The organism is Streptomyces sp. NPDC102259, assembly GCF_044766465.1.
In the GTDB taxonomy this organism is placed as follows: domain Bacteria; phylum Actinomycetota; class Actinomycetes; order Streptomycetales; family Streptomycetaceae; genus Streptomyces.
Genome location: NZ_JBIWMA010000014.1, coordinates 1 through 23,760 on the forward strand (window position 1 = coordinate 1; position 23,760 = coordinate 23,760).

General features: G+C 72.8%; 24 protein-coding genes. 7 read left to right on the plus strand and 17 right to left on the minus strand.

Translation table 11 applies throughout. From position 1 onward, the window contains the following. Positions 1–157: 157 nt before the first annotated feature. The 5 genes from ACIRPU_RS28175 to sigE form a co-directional block, all read right to left on the minus strand. Positions 158–817: a hypothetical protein gene (locus tag ACIRPU_RS28175; RefSeq protein WP_355710504.1), complete on the minus strand. Its 660-nt coding sequence runs from the start codon at positions 815–817 to the stop codon at positions 158–160. A 169-nt stretch (positions 818–986) separates the two neighbouring features. After that, a complete protein-coding gene (locus tag ACIRPU_RS28180; RefSeq protein ID WP_403872144.1) occupies positions 987–1,442 on the minus strand; it encodes a sec-independent translocase in 456 nt (151 codons plus the stop codon). Positions 1,443–1,690: 248 nt separating this feature from the next. Continuing rightward, a complete protein-coding gene (locus ACIRPU_RS28185) occupies positions 1,691–3,706 on the minus strand; it encodes a trypsin-like peptidase domain-containing protein (protein WP_403872146.1) in 2,016 nt (671 codons plus the stop codon). A 172-nt stretch (positions 3,707–3,878) separates the two neighbouring features. Beyond that, positions 3,879–4,838 carry an anti-sigma factor family protein gene (locus tag ACIRPU_RS28190; RefSeq protein WP_403872148.1) on the minus strand — a complete coding sequence of 320 codons (960 nt, stop codon included), beginning with the start codon at positions 4,836–4,838 and terminating at the stop codon, positions 3,879–3,881. Beyond that, on the minus strand, positions 4,835–5,551 hold the full coding sequence (sigE, locus tag ACIRPU_RS28195; protein ID WP_355710520.1) for an RNA polymerase sigma factor SigE: 717 nt from the start codon (positions 5,549–5,551) through the stop codon (positions 4,835–4,837). Before sigE ends, ACIRPU_RS28190 begins: the two co-directional genes overlap by 4 nt. A 238-nt stretch (positions 5,552–5,789) precedes the next feature. Between sigE and ACIRPU_RS28200 the strand changes: the two genes are divergently transcribed. Then, positions 5,790–6,488 carry an O-methyltransferase gene (locus tag ACIRPU_RS28200; RefSeq protein ID WP_355710523.1) on the plus strand — a complete coding sequence of 233 codons (699 nt, stop codon included), beginning with the start codon at positions 5,790–5,792 and terminating at the stop codon, positions 6,486–6,488. Positions 6,489–6,647: 159 nt separating this feature from the next. Here the strand turns inward: ACIRPU_RS28200 and ACIRPU_RS28205 are convergent, their stop codons facing one another. Next, complete coding sequence (locus ACIRPU_RS28205) at positions 6,648–6,815, minus strand: DUF3117 domain-containing protein (protein WP_003966491.1); 168 nt, start codon at positions 6,813–6,815, stop codon at positions 6,648–6,650. 378 nt (positions 6,816–7,193) lie between these two features. Here ACIRPU_RS28205 and ACIRPU_RS28210 point away from each other — a divergent pair, with 378 nt between their 5' ends. Continuing rightward, positions 7,194–7,985 carry an enoyl-CoA hydratase/isomerase family protein gene (locus ACIRPU_RS28210; protein ID WP_385564850.1) on the plus strand — a complete coding sequence of 264 codons (792 nt, stop codon included), beginning with the start codon at positions 7,194–7,196 and terminating at the stop codon, positions 7,983–7,985. Positions 7,986–8,057: 72 nt separating this feature from the next. On the opposite strand, the gene ACIRPU_RS28215 is transcribed toward ACIRPU_RS28210, so the two are convergent. Both ACIRPU_RS28215 and ACIRPU_RS28220 read right to left on the minus strand, forming a co-directional pair. Further along, complete coding sequence (locus ACIRPU_RS28215; protein WP_403872151.1) at positions 8,058–8,657, minus strand: DNA-3-methyladenine glycosylase I; 600 nt, start codon at positions 8,655–8,657, stop codon at positions 8,058–8,060. Continuing rightward, positions 8,654–9,010, minus strand: coding sequence for a DivIVA domain-containing protein (locus tag ACIRPU_RS28220; RefSeq protein WP_384124826.1), 357 nt, complete (start codon positions 9,008–9,010; stop codon positions 8,654–8,656). Before ACIRPU_RS28220 ends, ACIRPU_RS28215 begins: the two co-directional genes overlap by 4 nt. A gap of 130 nt (positions 9,011–9,140) precedes the next feature. On the opposite strand from ACIRPU_RS28220, the gene folP reads away from it, so the two are divergent. Beyond that, positions 9,141–10,001, plus strand: a complete 861-nt coding sequence (folP, locus tag ACIRPU_RS28225; RefSeq protein WP_403872153.1) for a dihydropteroate synthase — start codon at positions 9,141–9,143, stop codon at positions 9,999–10,001. 116 nt (positions 10,002–10,117) lie between these two features. Here the strand turns inward: folP and ACIRPU_RS28230 are convergent, their stop codons facing one another. Together ACIRPU_RS28230 and dapE are read right to left on the minus strand one after the other, a co-directional pair. Further along, entirely contained in the window at positions 10,118–10,876 is a 759-nt protein-coding gene (locus ACIRPU_RS28230; protein ID WP_403872155.1) for a TIGR00730 family Rossman fold protein, read from the minus strand. Between the two features lie 110 nt (positions 10,877–10,986). Then, positions 10,987–12,066: a succinyl-diaminopimelate desuccinylase gene (gene dapE, locus ACIRPU_RS28235; protein WP_403872157.1), complete on the minus strand. Its 1,080-nt coding sequence runs from the start codon at positions 12,064–12,066 to the stop codon at positions 10,987–10,989. Positions 12,067–12,160: 94 nt separating this feature from the next. On the opposite strand from dapE, the gene ACIRPU_RS28240 reads away from it, so the two are divergent. Together ACIRPU_RS28240 and ACIRPU_RS28245 are read left to right on the plus strand one after the other, a co-directional pair. After that, on the plus strand, positions 12,161–13,165 hold the full coding sequence (locus ACIRPU_RS28240; RefSeq protein WP_403872159.1) for a heavy metal transporter: 1,005 nt from the start codon (positions 12,161–12,163) through the stop codon (positions 13,163–13,165). Positions 13,166–13,472: 307 nt separating this feature from the next. Then, the gene (locus ACIRPU_RS28245; RefSeq protein WP_355708967.1) at positions 13,473–13,922 is read left to right on the plus strand and encodes an ATP-binding protein; all 450 of its coding nucleotides are present in this window, start codon (positions 13,473–13,475) and stop codon (positions 13,920–13,922) included. Between the two features lie 95 nt (positions 13,923–14,017). Here ACIRPU_RS28245 and ACIRPU_RS28250 read toward each other — a convergent pair whose 3' ends face one another. Together ACIRPU_RS28250 and fdxA are read right to left on the minus strand one after the other, a co-directional pair. Continuing rightward, on the minus strand, positions 14,018–15,115 hold the full coding sequence (locus ACIRPU_RS28250; RefSeq protein WP_385564831.1) for a bifunctional succinyldiaminopimelate transaminase/glutamate-prephenate aminotransferase: 1,098 nt from the start codon (positions 15,113–15,115) through the stop codon (positions 14,018–14,020). 120 nt (positions 15,116–15,235) lie between these two features. Further along, positions 15,236–15,556 (minus strand): ferredoxin, encoded by a 321-nt coding sequence (fdxA, locus tag ACIRPU_RS28255; protein WP_003973842.1) that lies wholly within the window; start codon positions 15,554–15,556, stop codon positions 15,236–15,238. Between the two features lie 140 nt (positions 15,557–15,696). Here fdxA and ACIRPU_RS28260 point away from each other — a divergent pair, with 140 nt between their 5' ends. Beyond that, positions 15,697–16,692, plus strand: coding sequence for a GNAT family N-acetyltransferase (locus ACIRPU_RS28260; RefSeq protein ID WP_403872162.1), 996 nt, complete (start codon positions 15,697–15,699; stop codon positions 16,690–16,692). Then, positions 16,689–17,531, plus strand: coding sequence for a tetratricopeptide repeat protein (locus ACIRPU_RS28265; protein ID WP_403872164.1), 843 nt, complete (start codon positions 16,689–16,691; stop codon positions 17,529–17,531). The genes ACIRPU_RS28260 and ACIRPU_RS28265 overlap by 4 nt, the downstream gene beginning before the upstream one ends. Positions 17,532–17,574: 43 nt before the next feature. Here the strand turns inward: ACIRPU_RS28265 and ACIRPU_RS28270 are convergent, their stop codons facing one another. The 5 genes from ACIRPU_RS28270 to ACIRPU_RS28290 form a co-directional block, all read right to left on the minus strand. Continuing rightward, positions 17,575–18,192, minus strand: coding sequence for a response regulator transcription factor (locus tag ACIRPU_RS28270; RefSeq protein ID WP_062641497.1), 618 nt, complete (start codon positions 18,190–18,192; stop codon positions 17,575–17,577). Next, the gene (locus tag ACIRPU_RS28275) at positions 18,189–19,388 is read right to left on the minus strand and encodes a sensor histidine kinase (protein ID WP_403872435.1); all 1,200 of its coding nucleotides are present in this window, start codon (positions 19,386–19,388) and stop codon (positions 18,189–18,191) included. The genes ACIRPU_RS28270 and ACIRPU_RS28275 overlap by 4 nt, the downstream gene beginning before the upstream one ends. A gap of 5 nt (positions 19,389–19,393) precedes the next feature. Continuing rightward, the gene (locus ACIRPU_RS28280) at positions 19,394–20,134 is read right to left on the minus strand and encodes an ABC transporter permease (protein ID WP_403872166.1); all 741 of its coding nucleotides are present in this window, start codon (positions 20,132–20,134) and stop codon (positions 19,394–19,396) included. After that, on the minus strand, positions 20,131–21,066 hold the full coding sequence (locus ACIRPU_RS28285; RefSeq protein ID WP_403872168.1) for an ABC transporter ATP-binding protein: 936 nt from the start codon (positions 21,064–21,066) through the stop codon (positions 20,131–20,133). Before ACIRPU_RS28285 ends, ACIRPU_RS28280 begins: the two co-directional genes overlap by 4 nt. Positions 21,067–21,177: 111 nt before the next feature. Beyond that, positions 21,178–23,718, minus strand: a complete 2,541-nt coding sequence (locus tag ACIRPU_RS28290) for a hypothetical protein (protein ID WP_403872170.1) — start codon at positions 23,716–23,718, stop codon at positions 21,178–21,180. Positions 23,719–23,760 lie beyond the last annotated feature (42 nt).

The window sequence follows — 23,760 nt, forward strand, 5'->3', positions numbered from 1 at the left end:
TATCCCCCCCCCCCCCGCTCCCCCAATCCCCCGGGCCCCCCCCCCCCCCCCCCCCCAAACAACCCCCCCCCCCCCCCCCCCCCGCCCCACCCCGCCCCCCCCCCCGGGGGGGCCCCCCCCCCCCCCCCCCCCCCCCCCCCCGCGGCCCCACGGCCGGTCAGGCGTACGTCTCGATGTCCTTGATCATGGCGAAACCGAGGCCGTACGCGCTCATGCCCCTCCCGTACGCCCCCACGTGCACCCCTTGCGAGGTCGAGCCGGCCAGCACCCAGCCGAACTCCGACTCGCGGTAGTGGAAGGGCGTCGGGACGCCGTCGACCGGCAGGGACAGCGTCGACCAGTCCGCTCCCGCGAGGTCGTCGGCGAGGACCCACGCCGTCTCGGTCTGCTGGTCCAGCCAGTCGTCGCGCAGGCTGTGGTCCATCTGGCCCGGCCAGGTGAAGGTCAGCAGGCCCACCCCGGCGAGCCAGGCCGCGGAGGACACCGAGGTGGCCTCCAGCAGGCCCGTGCCGTCCGGGCTGCGCCGTACGGGGTTCGCGGCCACGCTCACCACGACCGCGAACTTCCCGCGGTCCTCCCCGGCCGTCTCGTGCCGGACGGAGGGTTCGTCGCCGTGTCCGATGGAACCGTGCTCGACGGCCCCGTCGGCGGCCGTACCCACCTGCATCAGCCAGCGCGGCCCCGTGAAGGCCTCGTCGAGGCCGTACCAGGGGAAGGGTGCCTCCAAGTAGCCGTCGACCGTTCGCCGCGCGGAGGGGACCTGTTGTCCGCCCTCCGCGGCCGGCGTCTGCTCGACTGCCCGACTCGTCGTCTCCATGTGCCCGGACGCCTCCTCGTTCTCGACGGAACGACCGGCCCGCCCCCCTTCGGGCGTACTCGTCCGCTCCGCACAACAACCAGGCAGCATAGCCACCCCGCTCCCGGCCGCCGGGAAGCCGCCCGGCGCGTGCGGCGTGCGCCCCCTCACATCGGGGACCGCGAGTGGCTCAGGTGGCGTCCGCGTCGTACGGCGGACGCTCTTCCTTGGCGGGCTCCTCGGGCTTCTTGGTCATGTCCAGACGGCCGTCTCCCGAGGACGCCGCCGAACCCGAAGAGACCGCCGAGGTGGAGGAGTCCGTGTCGCGGCTGTGGACCGCGTCCGTGACCTCGGCCATCTCCTTCTTCAGGTCGAAGCCGTTGCGGATCTCCTTCAGCCCCAGCTCGTCGTTGTCCATCTGCTTGCGGATGAACGTCTTGGGGTTGAGGTCCTCGAACTCGAAGTCCTTGAACTCCGGACCCAGTTCGCTGCGGATGTCCGCCTTGGCGCTCTCCGAGAACTCACGGATCTTCCGGACGGTGCGCATCACGTCCTGGATGACCTTCGGGAGCTTGTCCGGACCGAAGACGAGCACGGCCAGGACGACGATCGTCACCAGCTCGAGCGGTCCTATGTCATTGAACACCTGAAGCTCCTTGCGATGTCCGCGGCCCTCGGCCCTCGGCCCTCAGTGGTCAAGTTCGGGTCTTCCGTGGTCCGGGCCGGGTCCACGGTACCTGTCACACCTGTCCGACCGGTACCGTCCGGGGGCGTCCGACCAGGTGTATGCGGCCGGTTTTCCGCGTTGTTTGCCTTGTGGGACCGGGTTTCGGGGCCTGACCTGTGACGTTTCTGTCAATCCCCGGGAAAGGGCCGGGGCGGGGCCCGGCCGCGTCAGCCGCCGCCGGAGGAGCCGAGAACCAGCGTGAGGGTGCGCTCCCGGCCTTCCCGCTCGATCGTCAGCGCCAGCCGGTCGCCGGGACGGTGGGCGCGGGTCTTGACGATCAGCTCCTCGCCGGAGTGGACACGCCGGCCGTCGACCTCCGTGATGACGTCCCCCGCCCGGACGCCGGCCCGGTCGGCGGGCCCGCCCGCGGTGACCGGGGAGCCCGCCCCGCTGTCCGCGCCACCCACCCGGGCGCCGTCCCCCGCGTAGTCCAGGTCGAGCGTGACACCGATGACCGGGTGGGTCGCCCTGCCGGTGTTGATCAGCTCCTCGGCGACGCGCTTGCCCTGGTTGACCGGGATGGCGAAACCCAGGCCGATGGAACCGGCCCGGGCGCCGCCGGAGTCGGTGCCGTCTTCGGCGGAACGGATGGCGGAGTTGATGCCGATGACATGGCCCCGGGCGTCGAGAAGGGGGCCGCCTGAGTTGCCCGGGTTGATCGGCGCGTCGGTCTGGAGGGCGTCGACGTACGACACGTCGCTCCCGTCCCCGCTCCCGCCGCCGGCGGTGATGGGCCGTTCCTTCGCGCTGATGATGCCGGAGGTGACGGTGCCCTCGAGATCGAACGGGGCACCGATGGCGACGACCGGGTCACCGACCCGGACGTTGTCGGAGTTGCCGAGGTAGAGGGGCTTCAGCCCCTTCACCCCGGTCACCCTCACCACGGCGAGGTCGTAGCCGCTGTCCCGGCCGACGACCTCGGCCTCGGCGGTCTGGCCCCCGTTGAAGACGACGGTTATCCCGCCGTCGGCCCCGGCGGGCTCGACGACGTGGTTGTTGGTCAGGATGTAGCCGAGCGTGTCGAGCACGAAGCCGGTGCCGGTGCCGGACTCCTCGCTGCCGCTGACATGCAGCGTGACGACCCCGGGCAGGGCGCGGGCGGCGATCCCGGCCACGCTGTCGGCGGACCGCCCGGTGGGCTCCGCGGCGGCCTGCGGCAGCTCTACGGGGTCGAGCCCGCCGTTGCGCTCCAGATGGACGCCCACGGCTCCGCCGAGCCCACCGGAGACCAGCGCGACGGCCAGCGCTCCCCCGACCAGCCTCCTGCGCACCTGCCTGCGCCGCTGATCCTCGGTGAGCACGGCCGCTCCCGTGTGCTGGAGGGGCCCACCGGCTCCGACGACGGGGTTGGCGGCCCAGGGGTCGTAGCGACCCCAGGGGTCGGCGGGGAGCATGGGGCCGGAATCCGCTACGGAGACCTGCCCCCCGGCCGAACCTACGGCGGGCGGGGCGGGCGGGGCGAGCACGGGGGGTGAGGTGGGGGGCGAGGCGGGCGCTACGGCCGTTACGGGGCCGCCGGACTCCACCGTCGTCGGCACCCTGCCGGGCGTGGGTGGGGCCGGCACAGCGCCGTGTGCGGCCGGGGCCGGCGCGGCGGCCGCCGCCGGGTGCTGGACAGGCGGGGCGGGCGCCCAGGGGCCCGGTTCGCCGTACGGCGGGGTGCTGTAGGGGTCGGGGTCGTGGAGAGGCTTGGGCCGCTCGTCGACGACCGGCGACGGCTCCGCGACAGCCACGTCGGCGGAGAGGACCGCGTCGGCGGAGAGGACCGCGTCGGCCGGACCGGCCTGAGCCTCCGAGCCGGTCTGCGCCACCGGGGCCACAGGGGCTCCGGGAGCCTCAGGAACCGCAGAGACCTCAGGTGCCACGAGGACCGCAGGAGCCTCAAGGTCGGTTGACGGGGCGGGGCGTGTCGGGGGGACTGCTTCTGCGGCCGCGGCGGCCGGGCGGCTCAGTTCGTAGTCGCCGTCGTCGGTGGGGGGTGTCGACCGTGCGGGTCGGGCCAGTTCGAAGTCGCCTTCGCCCTCGTCCTCGGTCCCGGTCGACGGCTCGCGACCGATGGTCTCCTCGGGGGCCGGCTCCGCCGTCGTGCCGTCGACCGGGTCCGCGGGGCTCTGCCGCCCCGGGGACGCCTGCGGTCGAGGCCGGCTCCACCACTTCGCCCTCGCGGGCTTCCCGTCGTCCATGCTCTCCCCCACTCGAGCCCGCTCCCCCGGGGCCGCGGCGCCGACCGGCGGCCCGCTCGGGCACCGGCCCGGCGAACTTCGCCTCCGCGCCCCGCCACCTGGCAGGGCGCGGTCCTCCCCGCATCCTCCCTGGATTCAACCAGGTTCGTGGCGGCGCGGCGCAGGGCCCGGGTCAGCGGGTGTTCTGCGAGGAAGGCGAGGTGGTGGTGGCGGGGACGGGTGCGGCGAGCAGACCGGACCCGGTGACCTCCGGAGCGGTGGTCAGGGCGGGCAGGGTGATCGGCGGGGTGGTGCCGAGCGGACGTATCAGCGGGGACATGACCGCGGCGCCGGCCACCATGGGCGAGGTGAGCCGGTGCAGGGCCTGCTCACGGGCGGCCGGGGAGGGCACGCCGGGCAGCAGCGGTGCGGACACCTCGGTCGGGGCGAGCGGGGTGTCGCCGAGCTGGCCGTCCTGGGAGAGCAGCGGACCGACGGCACGGCGACGCTGGTTCTCCGGTGAGGTCGCCGAGCCCGTGCCCGGGGTGCGGGCCGGTGTCACATTGCTCCCGGAACCCGCGCCTCCGCGGCTGTCCGCGGTGGTGTCGCTCGGAGCGACGGTCGTCATACCGCCCAGCGCGATCGCGGCCAGCGACACGGCGCCGGCGGCGACGAACGCGAACCGCATACCGCGCGAACGGTCGGCGTCATGGCGGTCGCCACGGCCGACGGGGTGGATGCGGAAACCCCGGTCCGAGGCCGGTGACAGGACGGACCCGTGGCCGTGGGCGGGTACGTAGCCGAACTCGAACGGCTCGTCCCGTCCTCGTCGGCTCACTCCGAAGACTCCGTCGCCGAATCCGCCCCCGCCCAGCGGCATACCGCCGCCGTCCGGGTCACCTCCGCCGGGAAGCCCCTGAAGGCGGGCCAGGAAACTTTCGGAAGGGGCCGGCGGGGCGACCTCGGCGAAGACGTTCTTCAGTCGGCGCTGCGCGTCGACCTCCGTCTTGCACTTCGGGCAGGTCGCCACGTGCGCCAGCACGCGCTCGCGGGTGTCGTGACCGAGTTCGCCGTCCACCAGGGCGGAGAGCCGGTCTCCGAGGTGCTGCTCCGCGAGCATCCTCTCTGCGGCGTTGTGTCGGGATCCACTCACGCGGTCGCGCCCCTTCCTCCTCCCAGAGCGGGAACGCGGGGCACGAAGGAGCGGCGCTCGGCACGTGCTTCGGGCGAGCGGTGCGCGAGAGCCTTGCGCAGCTGCGAACGGCCGCGGTGGATGCGCGAGCGGACCGTGCCCAGCTTGACGCCCAGGGTCGCGGCGATCTCCTCGTAGGACAGGCCTTCGATGTCGCAGAGGACGACGGCGGCGCGGAACTCCGGCGCGAGGGTGTCGAGGGCCTGCTGGACGTCCGCGTCGAAGTGGGCGTCGTTGAAGGCCTGCTGAGGGGTGGGCTCCTTGCTGGGCAGTCGCTCGGCCGCGTCGTCGCCCAGCGCGTCGAACCGGATGCGCTGCTTTCGGCGGACCATGTCCAGGAAGAGGTTGGTGGTGATGCGGTGCAGCCACCCCTCGAAGGTGCCCGGGGTGTACGTCGACAGGGAGCGGAAGACGCGGACGAAGACCTCCTGGGTGAGGTCCTCGGCGTCGTGCTGGTTACCGGTCAGACGGTAGGCGAGCCGGTAGACCCGGCCGCTGTGCATACTGACGATCTCCTCCCACGTGGGCGGAGTCCACGCCTGCCCGTCCGCGTCGGTGGAGAAGGTCGCGGTCTGGGCGGGGCCGGCGGCGGTGCCGGCGGCCTGGCTGTGGTCAGCAGCGGTGTCGTTCACGGATTTGGGCCTGCCCGCCGACCCGAGAAAGCGCCGCAGCACTCCTCCCCGATCCACAGGCGCGGCCGCACCTCCCCTGTCGGCTCTGGTGGTGATGTCCAGTGGAGCCCCTACCATAGCCACCTCGCCCGTTAGCTCCGGATAAGCGGTTTTACGAGAAATTGATCTGTGCTGACACGGCTCATACGGCTGCGTCAGCACTTGCTCGACACCCGGTCCCTCGTCGTGATCCAACCGTGTCCCCCCGCTGTCGTTCCCACCCCTTCAAACGCGCGGTCCCATCTGCGGGTTCCCGACGGCAACGGATACAGTCACGCCCAGGCAACCACGGGGACAGGAGAGGGTCATTACCGGCAACCGGCAGGCAAGCTGGGCGTTCGCCGACGCCTACGCCGCCGAGGACGAAGCGCTGCACTGGGCCCGTGACCGGGCACGTGAGGCAGGGCTGCGCTCGGTGTCGCCCAGCACGGGCGCCGCGCTGCGGATGCTGGCCGCCACCGTGGACGCGAAGGCGGTCGCGGAGATCGGTACCGGCACCGGCGTCTCCGGGATCCACCTGCTGTACGGGATGCGCCCGGACGGCGTTCTGACGACCGTCGACCCCGAGCCGGAGCACCAGCAGTTCGCCCGGCAGGCCTTCCGCGCCTGCGGCTTCGCCAGCAACCGGGCCCGGTTCATCCCCGGTCGCGCGCTCGACGTCCTGCCCCGTCTCGCGGACGCGGGCTACGACCTGGTCTTCTGTGACGGCGACCGGCTGGAACTCCTCGAGTACCTCGCTGAATCGTTGCGCCTGTTGCGCCCCGGCGGCCTCGTCGTGTTCGAGGGCGTCTTCGCCAACGGCCGCACCGTCGACTCCGGACCGCAGCCCACAGAGGTCATACGGATCCGGGAGCTGCTGCGGGCGGTGCGCGAGAGCCAGGAGCTGGTGCCGTCGCTGCTGCCGGTGGGCGACGGACTGCTGTGCGCGGTCAAGCGCTGAACCCAGAGGTGCACGGCCCGGCGCGCGGCCGACCCGTGGGCGGCCTTTGGGCCTTTCGGGCCGTACGGCCGCGGCGGACCGCGGGAAAGCTGACAAAAACGACCGCTCCGGCACCCTGAGGGATGCCGGAGCGGTCGAAAGAGTAGGGTCGCTCGCGCGTCAGCCGACGACCTTCTTGAGGGCGTCGCCGAGCGCGTCGGCCTCATCGGGGGTCAGCTCGACGACGAGTCGACCGCCGCCTTCGAGCGGAACGCGCATGACGATGCCCCGCCCCTCCTTGGTCACCTCGAGCGGGCCGTCACCCGTTCGCGGCTTCATGGCCGCCATGCTCGTTCCCCTTCCTGAAACCAGCTCATCGCCAAAGCCGACGGCCCTAGGAGGGCAGCCGCGGTCCAGCGTGGGACACACGACACCGGCATCGAACACATTGCTTCCAGGCCATTATCCCGCATCTCAGGACCCGATGACCAACATCAGTCGGCATCGCTTGGGCAACGCGCGCGAGCAAAACCACTCAATTCGGCGATGTGACTGCGATACTGCACCGCCGCACGGACTTCCGCGCACCGGAAACCCTCCCGAATTCTTTGACGCAGGTCACATGTCGGGTCCGGTCCTCGGACCGTGATCTCCGCCATGCTGTCCTCGTACACCTGACGTACTGACCAGTAGTACGCCGGAGCCGCGACACGGAGGGGAAACGCCATGGCCGACACCGTGCTCTACGAGGTGAGCGACGGGCTCGCGACGATCACGCTGAACCGCCCCGAGGCGATGAACGCGCTGAACATCGCGACCAAGGTCGCCCTCCGGGACGCGGTCCAGTCCGCGGCTGCCGACGACGCCGTGCGGGCCGTACTGCTGACCGCCGCCGGCGAGCGGGCGTTCTGCGTGGGACAGGACCTCAAGGAACACATCGGGCTGCTGGCCGAAGGCTCGAAGCAGGTCATGAGCACGGTCGCGGAGCACTACAACCCGATCGTGCGGGCGCTGACCGAGGCGCCGAAGCCGGTGGTCGCCGCCGTGAACGGGGTCGCCGCCGGCGCCGGCTTCGGTTTCGCGCTGGCCGCGGACTACCGCGTCGTGGCCGACACCGCGTCCTTCAACACCTCGTTCGCGGGGGTCGCGCTCACCGCCGACTCCGGTGTCTCGTGGACCCTGCCCCGGGTGATCGGCCCGGGCCGGGCGGCCGACCTGCTGCTCTTCCCGCGCAGCATCACGGCCCAGGAGGCGCTCGAGCTGGGTATCGCCAACCGGATCGTGCCGGCGGCCTCGCTGCGCACCGCGGCCGAGCAGCTGGCGCGGATGCTGGCCGAGGGGCCGACGGTGGCGTACGCGGCGATCAAGGAGGCGGTGGCGTACGGGTCCTCCCACTCGCTGGCCGAGACGCTGAACAGGGAGGACGAGCTGCAGACGCGGGCCGGGGCCTCCGAGGACCACGCGATCGCGGTGCGGGCCTTCGTCAACAAGGAGGAGCCGAGGTATCTCGGCAAGTGACCGCCGGTCGGGACCGGGGGCCACCCGCCCCCGGCCCCGTCCCCGTGGGCCCCGTCCCCGTGGGCCTCGTCCTCAGACGTGGCGGGACGGGCCGAGACGGCTCACGCAGGCTTCCAGGTGGTCGTCCACCAGGCCGCACGCCTGCATCAGCGCGTACGCCGTCGTCGGGCCCACGAAGCGCAGGCCCCGCTTCTTCAGGGCCTTCGACAGGGCCGTCGACTCCTCCGTCACCGCCGGCACGTCGGCCAGGGTCTTGGGGACCGGCCGGCCCGCCGGGTCGGGAGCGTGCGACCAGATCAGCTCGTCCAGGTCACCGGGCGCCCAGCCGGCCAGCACGCGCGCGTTGGCGAGGGTGGCGTCGACCTTGGCGCGGTTGCGGATGATGCCCGGGTCGGCGAGCAGGCGGGTGCGGTCCTCGTCGGTGAATTCGGCGACCGAGGCGATCTCGAAGTCGGCGAAGGCGGTGCGGAAGCCGGGGCGGCGGCGCAGGATCGTGATCCAGGACAGGCCGGACTGGAAGGCCTCCAGGCTGAGGCGTTCGAACAGCGCGTCGTCGCCGTGGACCGGGCGGCCCCACTCCTCGTCGTGGTAGGCCACGTAGTCCGGCGTGGACAGGGCCCAGGGGCAGCGCAGCGCGCCGTCCGCGCCGACGAGGGCACTCCCGTCGGTCACTGCTGATCCTCCGGGGCCGGCTTCTCCATGGAGACCTGGCCGCCGCCGGCCGGGGTCCTGGCGCCGGCCAGGGCGGACTCCAGGTCGGCGATGCGGGCGTCGCGCTCGGCGAGTTCGGCGGCGACGCGGTTCAGGGCGTCGTCCACGTCGGCCATGCGGTAGCCGCGGACGGCCAGCGGGAAGCGGAGGTGGTCGATGTCGGAGCGGTCGACCGGGCGGTCCGGGGGCAGCGGGTCGTGCAGCCGCTCGGGGGCGACCTCCGGCAGCGGGCCGGTGCCCTCGCCGCCGCCCACGACGGCGAGTGTCACCGCGGCGACCACGACGGCGAGCGCGATGACCAGGAACAAGAACATAACCATCGGTGGGTCCCCACGCTCGGTGTGCTCGGAGTGGATGTGCTTGGGTCCGATCGTGCCATGCGGGTCCGACGGTTAGGGTCGCAGGCGGTGGATGTGCAGGACGTACTAGGAGAGGTCACAGGGCATGCTCAGGCTGGGCAGGCGTGAATTCGGCGCGCACGAGCCGGTGATCATGGCGATCGTGAACCGGACCCCCGACTCCTTCTACGACCAGGGGGCGACCTTCCTCGACGAGCCCGCCCTCGCGCGCGTGGAGCAGGCGGTGGCGGAGGGGGCGGCCATCATCGACGTCGGCGGCGTCAAGGCCGGGCCCGGCGAAGAGGTCACCGCGCGGGAGGAGGCCCGGCGGACCGTCGGCTTCGTGGCCGAGGTGCGGCGCCGCTTCCCGGACGTGATCATCAGCGTGGACACCTGGCGGGCCGAGGTCGGCGAGGCGGTCTGCGAGGCGGGGGCCGATGTGCTCAACGACGCCTGGGGCGGCGTCGATCCGCGGCTGGCGGAGGTCGCGGCGCGGTACGGGGCGGGGCTGGTGTGCACGCACGCGGGGGGCGCCGAGCCGCGGACCCGTCCGCACCGGGTGACGTACGACGACGTCATGGCCGACATCCTGCGGGTGACCGTGGGGCTGGCGGAGCGGGCGGCGGAGCTGGGCGTGCCGAGGGAGTCGATCATGATCGATCCGGGGCACGACTTCGGGAAGAACACCCGGCACAGCCTGGAGGCGACCCGGCGGCTCGGGGAGATGGTGGAGACGGGGTGGCCGGTGCTGGTGTCCCTGTCCAACAAGGACTTCGTGGGCGAGACGCTGGACCGGCCGGTGAAGGAGCGGGTCGTCGGGACCCTGGCGACCACCGCCGTGTCGGCGTGGCTGGGGGCGCAGGTGTACCGGGTGCACGAGGTGGCGGAGACGCGGCAGGTGCTGGACATGGTGGCGTCGATCGCGGGGCACCGGGCGCCGGCGGTGGCGCGGCGCGGGCTGGCCTAGCCCCCACCGGATTCTCCTCGCCCCCCGCCGCCCCTACCCCGTCCCGTCCCGGGGACTCCGCCCCTGGATTCCCGCCCCTCGAATGCCGGAGGGGCGGGAATCCAGGGGCGGAACACCTACCGGCCGGCCTCCTTCGACACCAGGGCCACGGCCTCTTCCACGTCGTCCGTGACGTGGAAGAGGAGGAGGTCCTTCTCGGAGGCCTTGCCCTGGGCGATCAGGGTGTTCTTCAGCCAGTCGATCAGACCGCCCCAGTACTCCGTGCCGAACAGGACGATCGGGAAGCGGGTGACCTTCTGGGTCTGGACGAGGGTGAGGGCCTCGAAGAGTTCGTCCAGGGTGCCGAGGCCGCCGGGCAGGACCACGAAGCCCTGCGCGTACTTCACGAACATCATCTTCCGCACGAAGAAGTAACGGAAGTTCAGGCCGATGTCGACGTACGGGTTGAGGCCCTGCTCGAAGGGGAGCTCGATGCCGAGGCCCACCGAGACGCCGCCCGCTTCGGACGCGCCCTTGTTGGCCGCCTCCATCGCGCCCGGGCCGCCGCCCGTGATCACGGCCCACCCGGCGTCGACGAGGGCGCCGCCGAGCCGTACGCCCGCCTCGTACTCCGGGGAGCCCACCGGTGTGCGGGCGGATCCGAACACGCTGATCGCCGCGGGGAGTTCGGCGAGGGTGCCGAAGCCCTCGATGAACTCCGACTGGATCCGCAGGACCCGCCAGGGGTCCGTGTGAACCCAGTCGGAGGGGGCCCGTTCGTCCAGCAGCCGCTGGTCCGTGGTACTCGACTGCACCTGGTCCCGCCTGCGGAGGACCGGTCCCAGGCGCTGTTCGTCCGGCGGCTGCTTCTTGCCCTCGGGGTTCCCTGTAGCCATGGTGAGCTCCCTCCGCTTGCCTTTGTTCCACCTCAGCGTAGATCTACGCGGGTTACGGACGGGGGACGTCGGCGTGTCCGCCATGAAGCGCCCCCGGGCCGAACGTCCTCTCAGGCGGTCAGCCAGGCCCGCAGCCGCTCCTCGCCCGCCAGGATCTTGGCCGTCTCCACGCGTTCGTCCCGCTTGTGCGCCAAGTGCGGGTTGCCGGGGCCGTAGTTGACCGCGGGGACGCCCAGCGCGGAGAAGCGACTCACGTCCGTCCAGCCGTACTTGGGCATCGGGGTGCCGCCGACCGCCTTGACGAAGGCCGCCGCGGCCGGGTGGGAGAGGCCGGGGAGGGCGGCCGGACTGTGGTCGTCGACGACGAACTCCGCCACTCCGCAGTCGGCGAAGACCTCGCGGACATGGGCGACGGCCTCGGCCTCGCTCCGGTCCGGCGCGTAGCGGAAGTTGACGGTGACGACGCACTCGTCGGGGATGACGTTGCCGGCCACCCCGCCCGTGATGCCGACCGCGTTGAGCCCCTCGCGGTACTCCAGGCCGTCGATGACCGGGTAGCGCGGCTCGTAGGCGGCCAGCCGGGCCAGGATCGGGGCCGCCGCGTGGATGGCGTTGGAGCCCATCCAGCTGCGCGCCGAGTGGGACCGCTCGCCCTTCGTCCGCAGCAGGACCCGCAGGGTGCCCTGGCAGCCGCCCTCCACCTGGCCGTCGGAGGGCTCCAGCAGCACCGCGAAGTCGCCCGCCAGCCACTGCGGACGGTGCTCGGCCACGTGCTTGAGGCCGTTGAGGTCGGCGGCGACCTCCTCGTTGTCGTAGAAGACGAAGCTCAGGTCGCGGTTGGGGGCCGGGACCGTCGCCGCGATGCGCAGCTGGACCGCCACCCCGGACTTCATGTCGCAGGTGCCGCAGCCCCACAGGACCCCGTCCTCGTCGAGGCGCGAGGGGACGTTGTCGGCGATCGGGACCGTGTCGATGTGGCCGGCGAGGACCACGCGCTCCGCGCGGCCCAGGTCCGTGCGGGCGATCACGTTGTTGCCGTACCGGTCCACCGTCAGGTGGGGCAGCGCGCGCAGGGCGACCTCGATCGCGTCCGCGAGCGGCTTCTCGGTGCCGCTCTCCGAACGGAAGTCGACGAGCCGCGCGGTGAGTGCGGCGGCGTCCAGCGTGAGGTCAAGCGGGGTGTCGGCCATGCCGTCGACCCTAACGCGCCGACCGACGGCCCCGCTTTTCCCCGCTGTGCTCACAGGCCTCCTACTCCTCAGTACCGTCCAGTACCTTGTACGCGTGTCCGAGCCGTCCTCCTCCCCCAAGCGCCGCGGCCGCCTCCTCCGTTTCGGGGCGTCCTGCGTGGTCCTGTCCGCCGTCGCGGGTTATGTCGTGGTGCAGTACGTCACCGGCGGCACGGACGATCCGGGCTGCAGAGTCGCCTCCGGCGACGCGCACGGGGCGACGTACGAGTTCACGCCGGAGCAGGCGGTGAACGCGGCCACGATCGCCGCCGTCGGCACCAACCGGTCGATGCCCGAGCGGGCCGTGGCGATCGCGCTCGCGACCGCCCTCCAGGAGTCGGGGCTGCGCAACCTCACCCACGGCGACCGGGATTCGCTCGGTCTGTTCCAGCAGCGGCCCTCGCAGGGCTGGGGCACCGAGAAGCAGGTCACGGACCCGGCGTACGCGGCGAACACCTTCTACGAGCACCTCGCGAAGGTCCGCGACTACACCGAGCTCCCGCTCACCGTCGCCGCGCAGCGCGTGCAGCGCAGCGGCTATCCGGAGGCGTACGCCAAGCACGAGCCGGACGCCACGGTGCTGGCCGCGGCGCTGACCGGGACGGCGGCGGCCACGCTGACCTGCAACGGCCGCTCGGCCGCCACGCCGACGGCGACCGGCCCGGACGCGGTGCGGGCGGCGCTGGTCCGCGACTTCGGGCGGAACGCGCTCCAGCAGGCGAGCGCGGAGGTCGGCGCGCGGGACAGCTCGTCCACTCCCTCTGCGGACCCGGCCGCGCCGGCCGCCGAGAGCAGTGGGCGGACCGTCACGCTGCCCGTGGCCGAGGACACCACCGCCGGTGGGCGCAGTGTCGGCGAGCGCGGCTGGCAGCTGGCGCACTGGGCGGTGGCCAACGCCTCGGCGCTGCGTATCGAGCGGGTCTCGTACGCGGGCCGGGAGTGGGTCTCCGGGAACACCGACAGCCGGTGGCGCGCGACCGGCTCGACGAGCGCGGAGGCCGCCGGGGTCGCGGGGGCGGGCGGCGGTACCGGGAGCGTACGGATCGTCACCGCTCAGTAGTACGGGTCTTCACTCGGTCGGGTCATGTACGGGCCGTTCGGGCGGCCGGGTGCTCAGGTTTTCGCGCCGTCACCCCCGCATCCGACGAATCCCTTGCGGACAAAGGGCTTCAGGGGTTTGACGGACTTTCACATCGGGCGGTTTTTGCCCGTTTTTATCCGCAGGCGATAATGCGACGCATTGCCAACTCTTTACGTCGGCCGTGCGCAACCTTCGTGGGCTTCGAGCGGTAGTCACTGCGTCCGGGCCCGGACAGACAGTCACAGCAGCACAGACAGTCCTTGTTCTCTCCCGTCGAAGGAGCATCATGTCCCTCCCCCTGACCCGCCGGATCGCCCGTGCCGCGCTGCTTGTCGCTGCGGGAGCGGCCGCCGGGGTCGGTGTGGCCGGCTCCGCCAGTGCGGCCCCCAGCCTTCCCGCCACCCCGAACCTCGGCGGACTCACCGCCCTGGACGCGGCGGGCGTCGGCAACACGGTCGACGGCGCGACACAGAACGTCACCGGGCTCGCGGGTGAGACCGGTGGCAAGGCCGTCACGCAGGCGGTGCCGGCCGCGGGCAAGACCGGCGGCAAGGCCGTGAAGAAGGCGGCGCCGGCGGCACAGAAGACGGCCGGCGAGGCGGCGGGCTCCGCCGGGGGCCTCCTCGGGGACACCGCCTCGACCGCCACCAAGGGCGGACTGCCGACGGACTCGCTCACCAAGGGCGGGCTGCCCGGCGCCGAGACCCTGCCGGTGAAGGGTCTGCCGCTCGGCTGACGCCTGCGGCCCTCCAGCCGGTGACGGGGTCCAGGGTGCTCCCTGGGCCCCGTCTCGTCGTTCGCGGCCCGCAGGGGCGGGCGCGGGGGCCCGTCCTAGCGGGCGAGCCTCGCGACCGCCGTGGCGATCCGCTCGTCCGTCGCCGTCAGGGCCACGCGGACGAAGTTCTCGCCCGCCTCGCCGTAGAAGTCGCCGGGGGCCACCAGGATGCCCAGGTCCGCCAGGTGGGCGACGGTGGTCCAGCAGGACTCGTCGCGGGTGGCCCAGAGGTACAGGCTGGCCTCGCTGTGTTCGATGCGGAAGCCGTGGGAGAGCAGCGCCTCGCGCAGCGCGGTGCGGCGGGCGGCGTAGCGTTCGCGCTGCTCACGGACGTGGGCGTCGTCGCCGAGGGCCGCCACGGCCGCCGCCTGCGTGGTCGCCGACGTCATCATGCCGCCGTGCTTGCGGATCTCCAGGAGCGGGGCCAGGACGGCCGGATCGCCCGCCAGGAAGGCCGCCCGGTAGCCCGCCAGGTTCGAGCGCTTCGACAGGGAGTGGACCGAGACGATGCCCTCGTACGAGCCGCCGTTGACGTCCGGGTGGAGGACCGAGACCGGGTCCGCCTCCCAGCCCAGCTCCAGGTAGCACTCGTCGGAGAAGATCAGCACGCCGTGCTCGCGGGCCCAGGCCACGATCCGGGTCAGCTCGTCCTTGGAGAGCACCTCGCCCGTGGGGTTGGACGGCGAGTTGAGCCAGAGGAGCTTCAGCCCCTCCGGGTCCAGGTCCGTGGGGTCGTCGTAGACCTCGTACCCGGCACGGGCCAGGCGGGCGCCGACCTCGTAGGTCGGGTAGGCCAGGCGCGGGTAGGCGACCCGGTCGCCGGGGCCGAGGCCCAGCTGGGTGGGGAGCCAGGCGACCAGTTCCTTGGAGCCGACGATCGGCAGCACGTGCCGGTGGGTCACGCCGCGGGCGCCGAGCCGGCGCTCCACCCAACCGGTGATCGCGTCGCGCAGCTCGGGCGTGCCCCAGACCGTCGGGTAGCCGGGTGAGTCGGCCGCGTCGATCAGGGCCTTCTGGATCAGCTCGGGGACCGGGTCGACGGGGGTGCCGACGGAAAGGTCGACGATGCCGTCCGGGTGGGCCGCGGCCGTCGCCTTGTACGGCGCCAGCTTGTCCCAGGGGAAGGTGGGGAGACGGTCGGAGACTGCGGACACGGCTTCTGGCTCACTTTCTGGTACGGCAGCTGCCCCATACGGCAAACGCCTCGGCCCCGCACGGCGATCAGAGGCGATCAGACCGTACGGGACCGAGGCGGCACGAGGTGCGGGCCGCTTTTACTGGTTCTGCGGCGGCAGCGCGGCGACGAAGGGGTGGTCGCGCTCGATCAGCCCCAGCTTGCTGGCTCCGCCGGGCGAGCCGAGCTCGTCGAAGAACTCGACGTTCGCCTTGTAGTAGTCCTTCCACTCCTCTGGAGTGTCGTCCTCGTAGAAGATCGCCTCGACCGGGCAGACCGGCTCACAGGCGCCGCAGTCGACGCATTCGTCCGGGTGGATGTACAAGGACCGCTGGCCCTCGTAGATGCAGTCGACCGGGCACTCTTCGATGCACGCCTTGTCCTTGACGTCGACACAAGGCTGCGCGATGACGTAGGTCACGCTGTCGTTCCTCCTCGATAGGGCGCTGGCGGGCCTCCTCAGGCTCCGCCGCCTGGCGCGCGGGAGCGCGGCGTCGTCGATGCCCGCCTCTAGTATCTCCGTTCTTGGGCATGATCCGAACAGGAGGGGTGAACTGACCTGTGGAAATCTCGGCCGCCGGACGCCTCGAGGTCCGCATCACCACTGCTGACGTGGGCAAACGTGTCTCCGTGCGATGCCTGACCGAGGCGGGTACCGCCGGGGGGAAATTCACCGACACGGTAGGTGTTCTCACATCATGGGACGCCGGTGTGCTCGTGATCACACGGAAGAGCGGCGAGAGCGTCCGCATTGACGCGTCCTCGCTGGTCGCCGGAAAGGTCGTACCGGCCGCCCCGGCCCGCCGCCGGGGTCCGGCCGCCGGCTACGAGGAGCTCGCACAGGTCGCCGCCCGGTCCTGGCGTCCGCTGGAGAGCGCGCGGCTCGGCGAGTGGGAGCTGCGGGCCGCCGCCGGGTTCACGCGCCGGGCCAACTCGGTGCTGCCGCTCGGCACGCCGGGCGTCCCGCTCGACGAGGCCCTGGACGTCGTACGGCGTTGGTACGGCGAGCGCGGGCTGCCCGCCTATGTGCAGACCGCGACGGGGGCCGAGGGCACCCAGGAGCTGCTGTGCGCGGAGCTGGAGCGGCACGGGTGGGCGCGTGAGGTGACCGCCGAGTTGTGGATCGGGGCACTGGCGCCCCTCGCCGACCGGGCGGAGGCTGAGGGGGTGGTCCTGGCCCGGGAGGCCGACGAGGCGTGGCTGGCCCGGTATCAGCGCAAGGGGGTGAGCGAGGTGGCCCTGAAGGTGCTGGAGAGCGGTCCTTCGGTGTGGTTCGCGTCCGTGCCCGGGGAGTCCGGCGGGGCTCCCGCCGCCATCGGGCGGTGTGTCGTGGACGGGCGGTGGGCCGGGTTCGCGGCGGTCGAGGTCGATCCGGCGCAGCGGCGGCGGGGGCTGGCCACCGTGGTGATGGCCGCGCTCGCCGGGCGGGCGCTGGAGGAGGGCGCGTCGGCGGCCTGGCTCCAGGTGGAGGAGGAGAACACGGGGGCGCGTGCGCTGTACGCCGGGATGGGCTTCGCCGCGCATCACGCGTACCACCATTATCGGGAGCCTTCGTGAGCGGATTCGAGGCCGGGGAGGCGCGGCGGCGGTTCGCCGAGGAGGCTCGGGCCGAGCGGCCCGATCTGGCGCTGCTGTGCCTGCTGATCGGCGCGCAGCCGGACCCGGAGCTGGACGAGGCCGCACTGGACGCCGCGCAGATCGAGCTGGACCGGCTGGCGGGGCAGCTGCCGTACCGGCCCGGCGGGCCGCGGGCGTGGGCGGTGGCGCTGCGGGAGCTGCTCGGCGAGCGGTACGGGTTCCGCGGTGCGGCCGCGGACTACGAGCGGCTGGAGTCGTCGCTGCTGCATCGGGTGCTGGTACGACGGCGGGGCCTGCCGATCCTGCTGTCCGTGGTGTGGGTGGAGGTGGCGCGACGGGCCGGCGCGCCGGTGTACGGGGTCGCGCTGCCGGGGCACTTCGTGGTGGGGCTCGGGCCGCCCGCGGACCTCGAGCGGCAGGTGCTCGTCGATCCCTTCGACGGGGGGCGGATCCTGTCCGGCGACGACGCGGAGTCGCTGGTCACCGGGGCGACGGGGGCGCGGCTTGAGCCGTCGATGCTGATCCCGGCGGAGCCGTTGGACGTCGTGATGCGGATCCTGAACAACATCCGGTCGTGGGCCATGGCCCGGCCGGAGCGGTCGGATGTCGCACTGTGGGCCGTGGAGCTGGCGTTGGCCGTGCCCTCCCATCCGGCCCGGTTGCGGTACGAGAAGGGGCAGTTGCTGGTTCAGCGCGGGGACTTCGTCGGCGGGGCGGACGAGCTGGAGGAGTACGCGGGGCTGGTGGAGGTCGTGGACGAGCGGGCCGCGGAGCAGGTGCGCAAGGAGGCGTTCGCCGCGCGGGCCATGCTGAACTGAGGCCCGTGGAAGGCCCGTCGCCGGCCCGTCGGGGCGCCGCCCCTCACAGCCAGCCCTTCTCCCGCGCGGTCCGCACCGCCTCCGCCCTGTTGCGTACCGCCAGTTTCTGTATCGCCGTCGAGAGGTAGTTGCGGACCGTGCCCTGGGACAGGTGCAGGGCGGCCGCCAGTTCCGCGTTCGTCGAGCCGTCGGCCGCCGCGCGCAGGACCTCTCGTTCACGGTCGGTGAGGGGGTTGGCGCCGCCCGCCAGGGCCGCCGCCGCGAGCGTGGGGTCGATGACCCGCTCACCCGCCAGGACCTTGCGGACCGCCGCCGCGAGTTGCGCCGCGGGCGCGTCCTTGACGAGGAACGCGTCGGCGCCGGCCTCCATGGCGCTGCGCAGATAGCCGGGGCGGCCGAAGGTCGTGAGCACGACCAGCTTCAACCCCGGTAGTTCCTTGTGGAGTTGCGCGGCGGCCTCGATGCCCGTCGCGCCCGGCATCTCGATGTCGAGGAGGGCCACGTCGACGTCGTGGGCGCGGGCGGCCGCGAGGACCTCGTCGCCGCGCGCCACCTGGGCGACCACCTCGATGTCGTCCTCGAGCCCGAGCAGAGCCGCCAGGGCCTCGCGGACCATCGACTGGTCCTCGGCCAGCAGGACCTTGATCATGCCACCACTCATGAGCGGGATCCTATGTCCGGCACCGGGCCGGCCGGGACCCGGGCGGTCAGCCGGAAGCCGCGCTTGACGCGGCCCGCCTCCAGGGTGCCGCCGGCCTTCTCCAGGCGTTCGGTGAGGCCGGTGAGGCCGTTGCCGGGGCCCTTGCCGGAGCCGCCGGAGCCGTCGTCCTCGACGGAGAGTTCGAGGACGGGACCGTCCAGGGTCTGCCGTCGCACCAGGTCCACCGTGCAGCGGGCGCCGCCGCTGTGCCGTACGACGTTGGTGATCGCCTCGCGCAGGGTCCAGGCGAGGGCGGACTCGCTCTCCTCGGGGACGCCGTCGAGGTCCGGTTCGGCGGGGATCACGGCGGTGATGCCGGCCGCCGTCAACGCGACCTGCGAGCCCGCGAGTTCGGCGGCGAGGCGGGGGCGCCGGTAGCCGGTGACGGCCTCCCGGACGTCCACCAGGGCCTGGCGGCTGACCTGTTCGATGTCGGCGACCTGTTGGGCGGCCTTGTCGGGGTGGCCGGGGAGCATCCGGCCGGCCAGCTCGCTCTTGAGGGTGATCAGGGAGAGCGAGTGGCCCAGCAGGTCGTGCAGGTCCCTGGCCAGGCGCAGCCGTTCCTCGTTGGCGGCGAGCTGGGCGACCGTCGCGCGGGCCTTGCGCAACTCCACCGTCGTGCGGACCAGTTGGCTCACGCCGGTCATCGCGAAGCCGATGAGCAGCACCAGCAGGACGAGGTTCAGCGCCTCCTCCTCGTCGGTGCGCAGGCCGACGAGGAGCATCACGGCGGCCGTGCCCGGGATCGTCCAGAACGCCACCCGCAGCGGGAGCACCATCCCGCAGGCCACGGAGACGTAGCAGTACAGGCCGAGCCAGGCGGAGCCGAGGGTGAGGCACAGGACGGTGGCGAGCACCGCCATGGAGCCGATCAGGGCGGCGACGAGCGCGTCGGGGTAGGGCGCGGCCCCCATGTCGCGGAAGAGCAGCGACAGGTAGACGGTGACGAACACCGCCAGGCCCAGCCAGCCGGCCACCGTGCCGCCGGTGGTGTGGCCGCCGGAGACGAGGTCGTGGACCGGCGAGCTGAGGAACACCAGCCAGACGCCGATCCACAGCAGCTTGCGCCGCCACAGTTCGCGCGGGGTGCGGGCGGTCTCGCCCAGCGCGATCGGTGACCCCCGCCGGGCCTTCTCGGTCAGCAGGTCGTCCGTCATGACGCTCACGCCTTCAGCGTGTCCTTCCGGTACAGCCAGGCCGCACCGCCCGTGAACAGGGCGAAGAAGACGGCCAGGATGACGATGTCCTTGGCATGCGGGGCCTGACTCTGTTCGATGGACTGCCCCAGGGCAGCGTACGCGTGCGTCGGCACCCACTTGGCTATGTCCTGGAGCCAGGTCGGGAAGGTCGTCGTCGGCATCCACAGACCGCCGAGGATCGACAGGCCGAAGTAGGTGATCATCGTGATCGGGCGGACCGCGTCCCCGCTCGCGAGGTAGCCGATCGCCACGCCCAGGGCGGCGAAGACCAGGCTGCCGGCCCAGATCGCGCCGGTGAGGGCGCCCCACTGCCAGGCGTCCAGGCGTACGCCCTTCACGGCCGCGGCGACGGCGAACACGACGACGATGGAGGGCAGGCTGACCACGGCGGCGCTCGCCGTCTTCGCGAGGACGTAGCCGCGGCCGGGGAGCGTGGTCAGGCGCAGCTGCCGCACCCAGCCGCTCTGGCGCTCCTTGGCGATGCGCTCGCTGTTGCCCATCAGGACGGCGGTGAGGGCGCCGAAGGAGGCCATCGAGACCATCATGTAGGTCGGCAGGGTCAGGCCCGTGCCGTCGACCCTCTCCGTGCTGTCGGCGCTGCCCGCGATGAGCAGGAACAGGACCGACGGGTAGATCACCGAGAAGAACAGGAACTTGCGGTTGCGCAGGGCGCGGGTGAGTTCCAGCTTGATCAGGCCGTTCACTTGGACTTCGCCTCCTCGGCGGTGGTGAGGGCGACGAAGGCCTGCTCCAGGCCGAGCCCGGCGACTTCGAGGTTGCGCGGGTAGAGGCCGAGGCCGTAGACGGCGTGCACGGTGGCGTCCGCGTCGGTGGACTGGATGCGCACGGTCCGGCCCGACGCCGCGGCGGAGCCGCTGTGGGACACCGTGAGGGTGGTGAGGAACGGCAGGGCGCGCAGGGCGGCCTCGTCGAACCCGTCCTCCAGGTCGAAGGCGATCCTGCGCGCCCCCGCCTTGGCCTTGATCTCGGCCGCCGTGCCGTCGGCGAGGAGCCGGCCCCGGTGCAGCACCAGCACCCGGTCGGCTATGGCGTCGGCCTCTTCGAGGTAGTGGGTGGCGAACAGGACCGTGCGGCCCTGGTCGGCCTGCTCGCGCATGGTGGCCCAGAACGCCTGCCGGGTGGTGACGTCCATGCCGGTGGTGGGCTCGTCCAGCACGATGAGGTCGCTGTCGCCGGCGGTGGCGAGGGCGAACCGGACCCGCTGGGCCTGGCCGCCGGAGAGCTTGTCGACCTTGCGGTCGGCGATCTGGGCGATGCCCGCGCGGGCCAGCACATCGGCGGCCCGGTACGGCCTGGGGTGCAGTCCGCAGGCCAGCGCGACCAGTTCGGCGACCGTGACCTCGTCCATCAGGCCGCCGCTCTGGAGCATCGCGCCGACCCGGCCGGCGACGATCGCCTCGCGCGGGCCGGTGCCGAAGACGCGGACCGTGCCGTTGTCGGGCTGCTTGAGGCCGAGGAGCAGATCGAGGGTGGTCGACTTGCCCGCCCCGTTGGGCCCCAGCAGTGCCACGGTCTCCCCGGGGCGCAGCGCGAGCGTCAGGCCGTCCACGGCCCGCACGTCCCCGAAACTCTTGCTCACCTGGTCGAACCCGACCACCGGTGCTGTCGTCGTCATGACAGTCATCGTCGCCCCGGGGGCCGGGTGGGCGGCAGTGTCGGCCGTCCTCAGTGCCGCATGACAGATGTCATGCGGCACTTCCGTCGGGTGAACTCCGGTGAACTCGGGTCAGCTCGGGTCGGTGTCGATGACCCCGGTCCGCTCCGTCTCGCTCTTCAGGGCCGGGCGCAGGGCGCTGATGACGTCCTGGACCGTGACGGCCGTCTTCTGGCCGGTGCCGCGGGTGATCAGCACACCGTTGAAGGTGCCGCCGTAGAGCTCGGTCAGCGCGGCCTGGTCGTAGCTCTCGACGAGCTTGCCGTTGACCGCCTTGACCTGGAGGAACTTCCACAGGGAGTTCTTCGGGCTGAAGGAGACCGTGTGCGCGGCGTCGGTCATGACGGTGACCTTGCCGGACATCGCCGGTTCGGCGAACTCCTTCATCATCCGGTCGACCTCGGCGTCGGAGATCGTCGGCTTCTTGTCGGTCGTCGGGACCTTCACCGCGGTGGTCGTGCCGGTCTCCACCTGCGCCCGGTAGGCCGCGACGACGGCCTCCTCGGCCTGCGCCGCGTCGATGCCCTTGCCCGCCTTGCCGTAGACGGCGACGGCCTTGCCGGACTCGAACTTGATCGTGCCGTCGGTGGCCGAGCCGGAGCCGCCCGCGGCGGTGGCGAGGGCCGCCTGGAGCTTCTCCTCGTCGACCGGCATCGCGGGCTCGACCTCGCGGTGCTGCCCGAACAGCGAGCCGATCACGGAGACCGGGTTGTAGTCGCTCTTGGCGGCGTCGTCGACCGTGGCCTGCATGTCGAACTGGAGGCCCGCCTGATCCGGCTTCAGCGTGACGGTGTCGCCGTCGACGGACAGCTTCAGGGCCTGGGTGACCCGCTTGTCGAAGGCGTCGTCGAGCTTCTTGACGGCGTCGTCGCTGGTGCCGCCGCCGACGTCGACGCCGAGCACGGTGGTGCCCTTGGGCACGTCGGAGTGGTTCATCAGCAGGCCGGCGCCGTAGAGGCCGATCCCCGCGACGACCACCAGACCGCCCAGCAGGGGCAGCTTGCTGCGGCCCTTCTTCTTTTTCTTCTTGGCGTTCCGGGAGTCGCCCGCGGGCGCGCTCTGCGGGGCCGGGTCCGGCCCCTTCGGCGGGGTGTGCGGCAGCGGCCCGTCGGTGCGGGTACCGGCCTGGCCGCCGGGCACGACGGGGATGCCGCTGGTGACGGTGTGCCCGGAGACGTTGTCGACGGGACGGCCGCCGTAGCCGCCCGCGCCGGGTTCCGGGACGTGCTTCTGCGGGGTGAGGATCGCGGTGTCGTCGCTCAGGCCACCGCCGGGGAGACGACCGGTGCCGGGGGCGGCGTCGACGGCCCGCGGACCGCCGGGACCTGCCTGGCCGCCGGGACCTGCCTGGCCGCCGAGGGCACCCGGACCACCCGGACCGCCACGGCCGTTCGGGCCGCCGGGCGCGCCGGGCCCACCGGGGGCGCCGGGCGGGCGGGACACACCCGGAGCGCCGGGAACGCCGTGCGGGGCGCCGCCGCCCACCGGGGGCACGATCGGGCCGTCGCCCGTGACCGGACCGCCGGTCGGGCCCGCGGGGCCGCCCTGCGGTCCGCCACGGCCGCCGGGGCCGCCGGGTCCGTCCGGGCCGTTGAAGTCGTAGGAGCCGCCGGGGCCGGCCGGGAGACCGCCCTGGGGGCCCTGCCCGTGCGTGCCGTTCGGCGCGCCGAAGCCGTTCTGGGCGTGCTGGCCCTGCTGGTTGTGCTGGCCCTGCTGGCCGTTGTCGGAGAAGTACGGCAGGTTGTCGCGACGCGGCTCGGCACCGCCGACGCCCTGCCCCGGCCCCTGTGCCGCGCCCGGCCCCTGTCCCTGCACCGGCGGCTGGCCCGGCTGTCCCTGCTGGCCCGGGCGTGGGCCGTTGCCCAGCGGACCCGCGGCGAGTGCCTCGGTGACGTCGAAGGAGCCCGTGCCGCCGCCGTGACCCGGAGCCACGGGACCGCCGGTGGCGCCACCGGGGATCCCGGCGCCGTTGGTGCCGCCGGGACGTGAACCGCCCGGCACGCTCATGGAGCCGACCACACCACCGGGACGTCCGTTGCCCGGCCGCGCGCCGCCGGGCGCACCGGCACCGGTTCCGGCGCCCGGGCCCGTCGCGCCGGCGGGGGCACCCGTGGGCGCGCCCGTCCCGGCGGCGGAACCGCCGGGCAGACCCGCGCCGTTCGTGGAGCCGCCGCCCTGTCCGCCCTTGCCCGGGCCGGACTTGCGGGGCGCGAACCAGTTGCTCGTCTCCGCGGCGGGCGCGGGTTCGGCGGGCAGCTCGAACGAGCCCGTGTCGGACGAGGAGTGGCCGACGGCGGGCGCGGGCGGCGCCGACTGCGCGTCGGCACCGGCCTGGGCGTTGCCGTCGGGGCTGTCACCGCCCTTGCCCTCCGCGTCCGCGACGGGCGTGCGCATCACGACCGGCGGAATCGGCCGCGAACCCGGGATGTTGATGCGGATCCGGGTCGTCAGCGTGGTCTCGGTCTTGCGTTCCTCCGGCTGCGCGGACGAACGGCCCGCGTCCGCACCGGCGTCGGACACCACGGGGGTGCCGTACGGCGGCGTGCCCGAGGGGTATGCGGCTCCGCCGCGCCCGTTGGGCCCGGAGGACGGACTGTCAGTTTCACGACTCAAGGCAGGTTCTCCAGGTTGGCTCCGCCGCCCGCACGGCCTCAC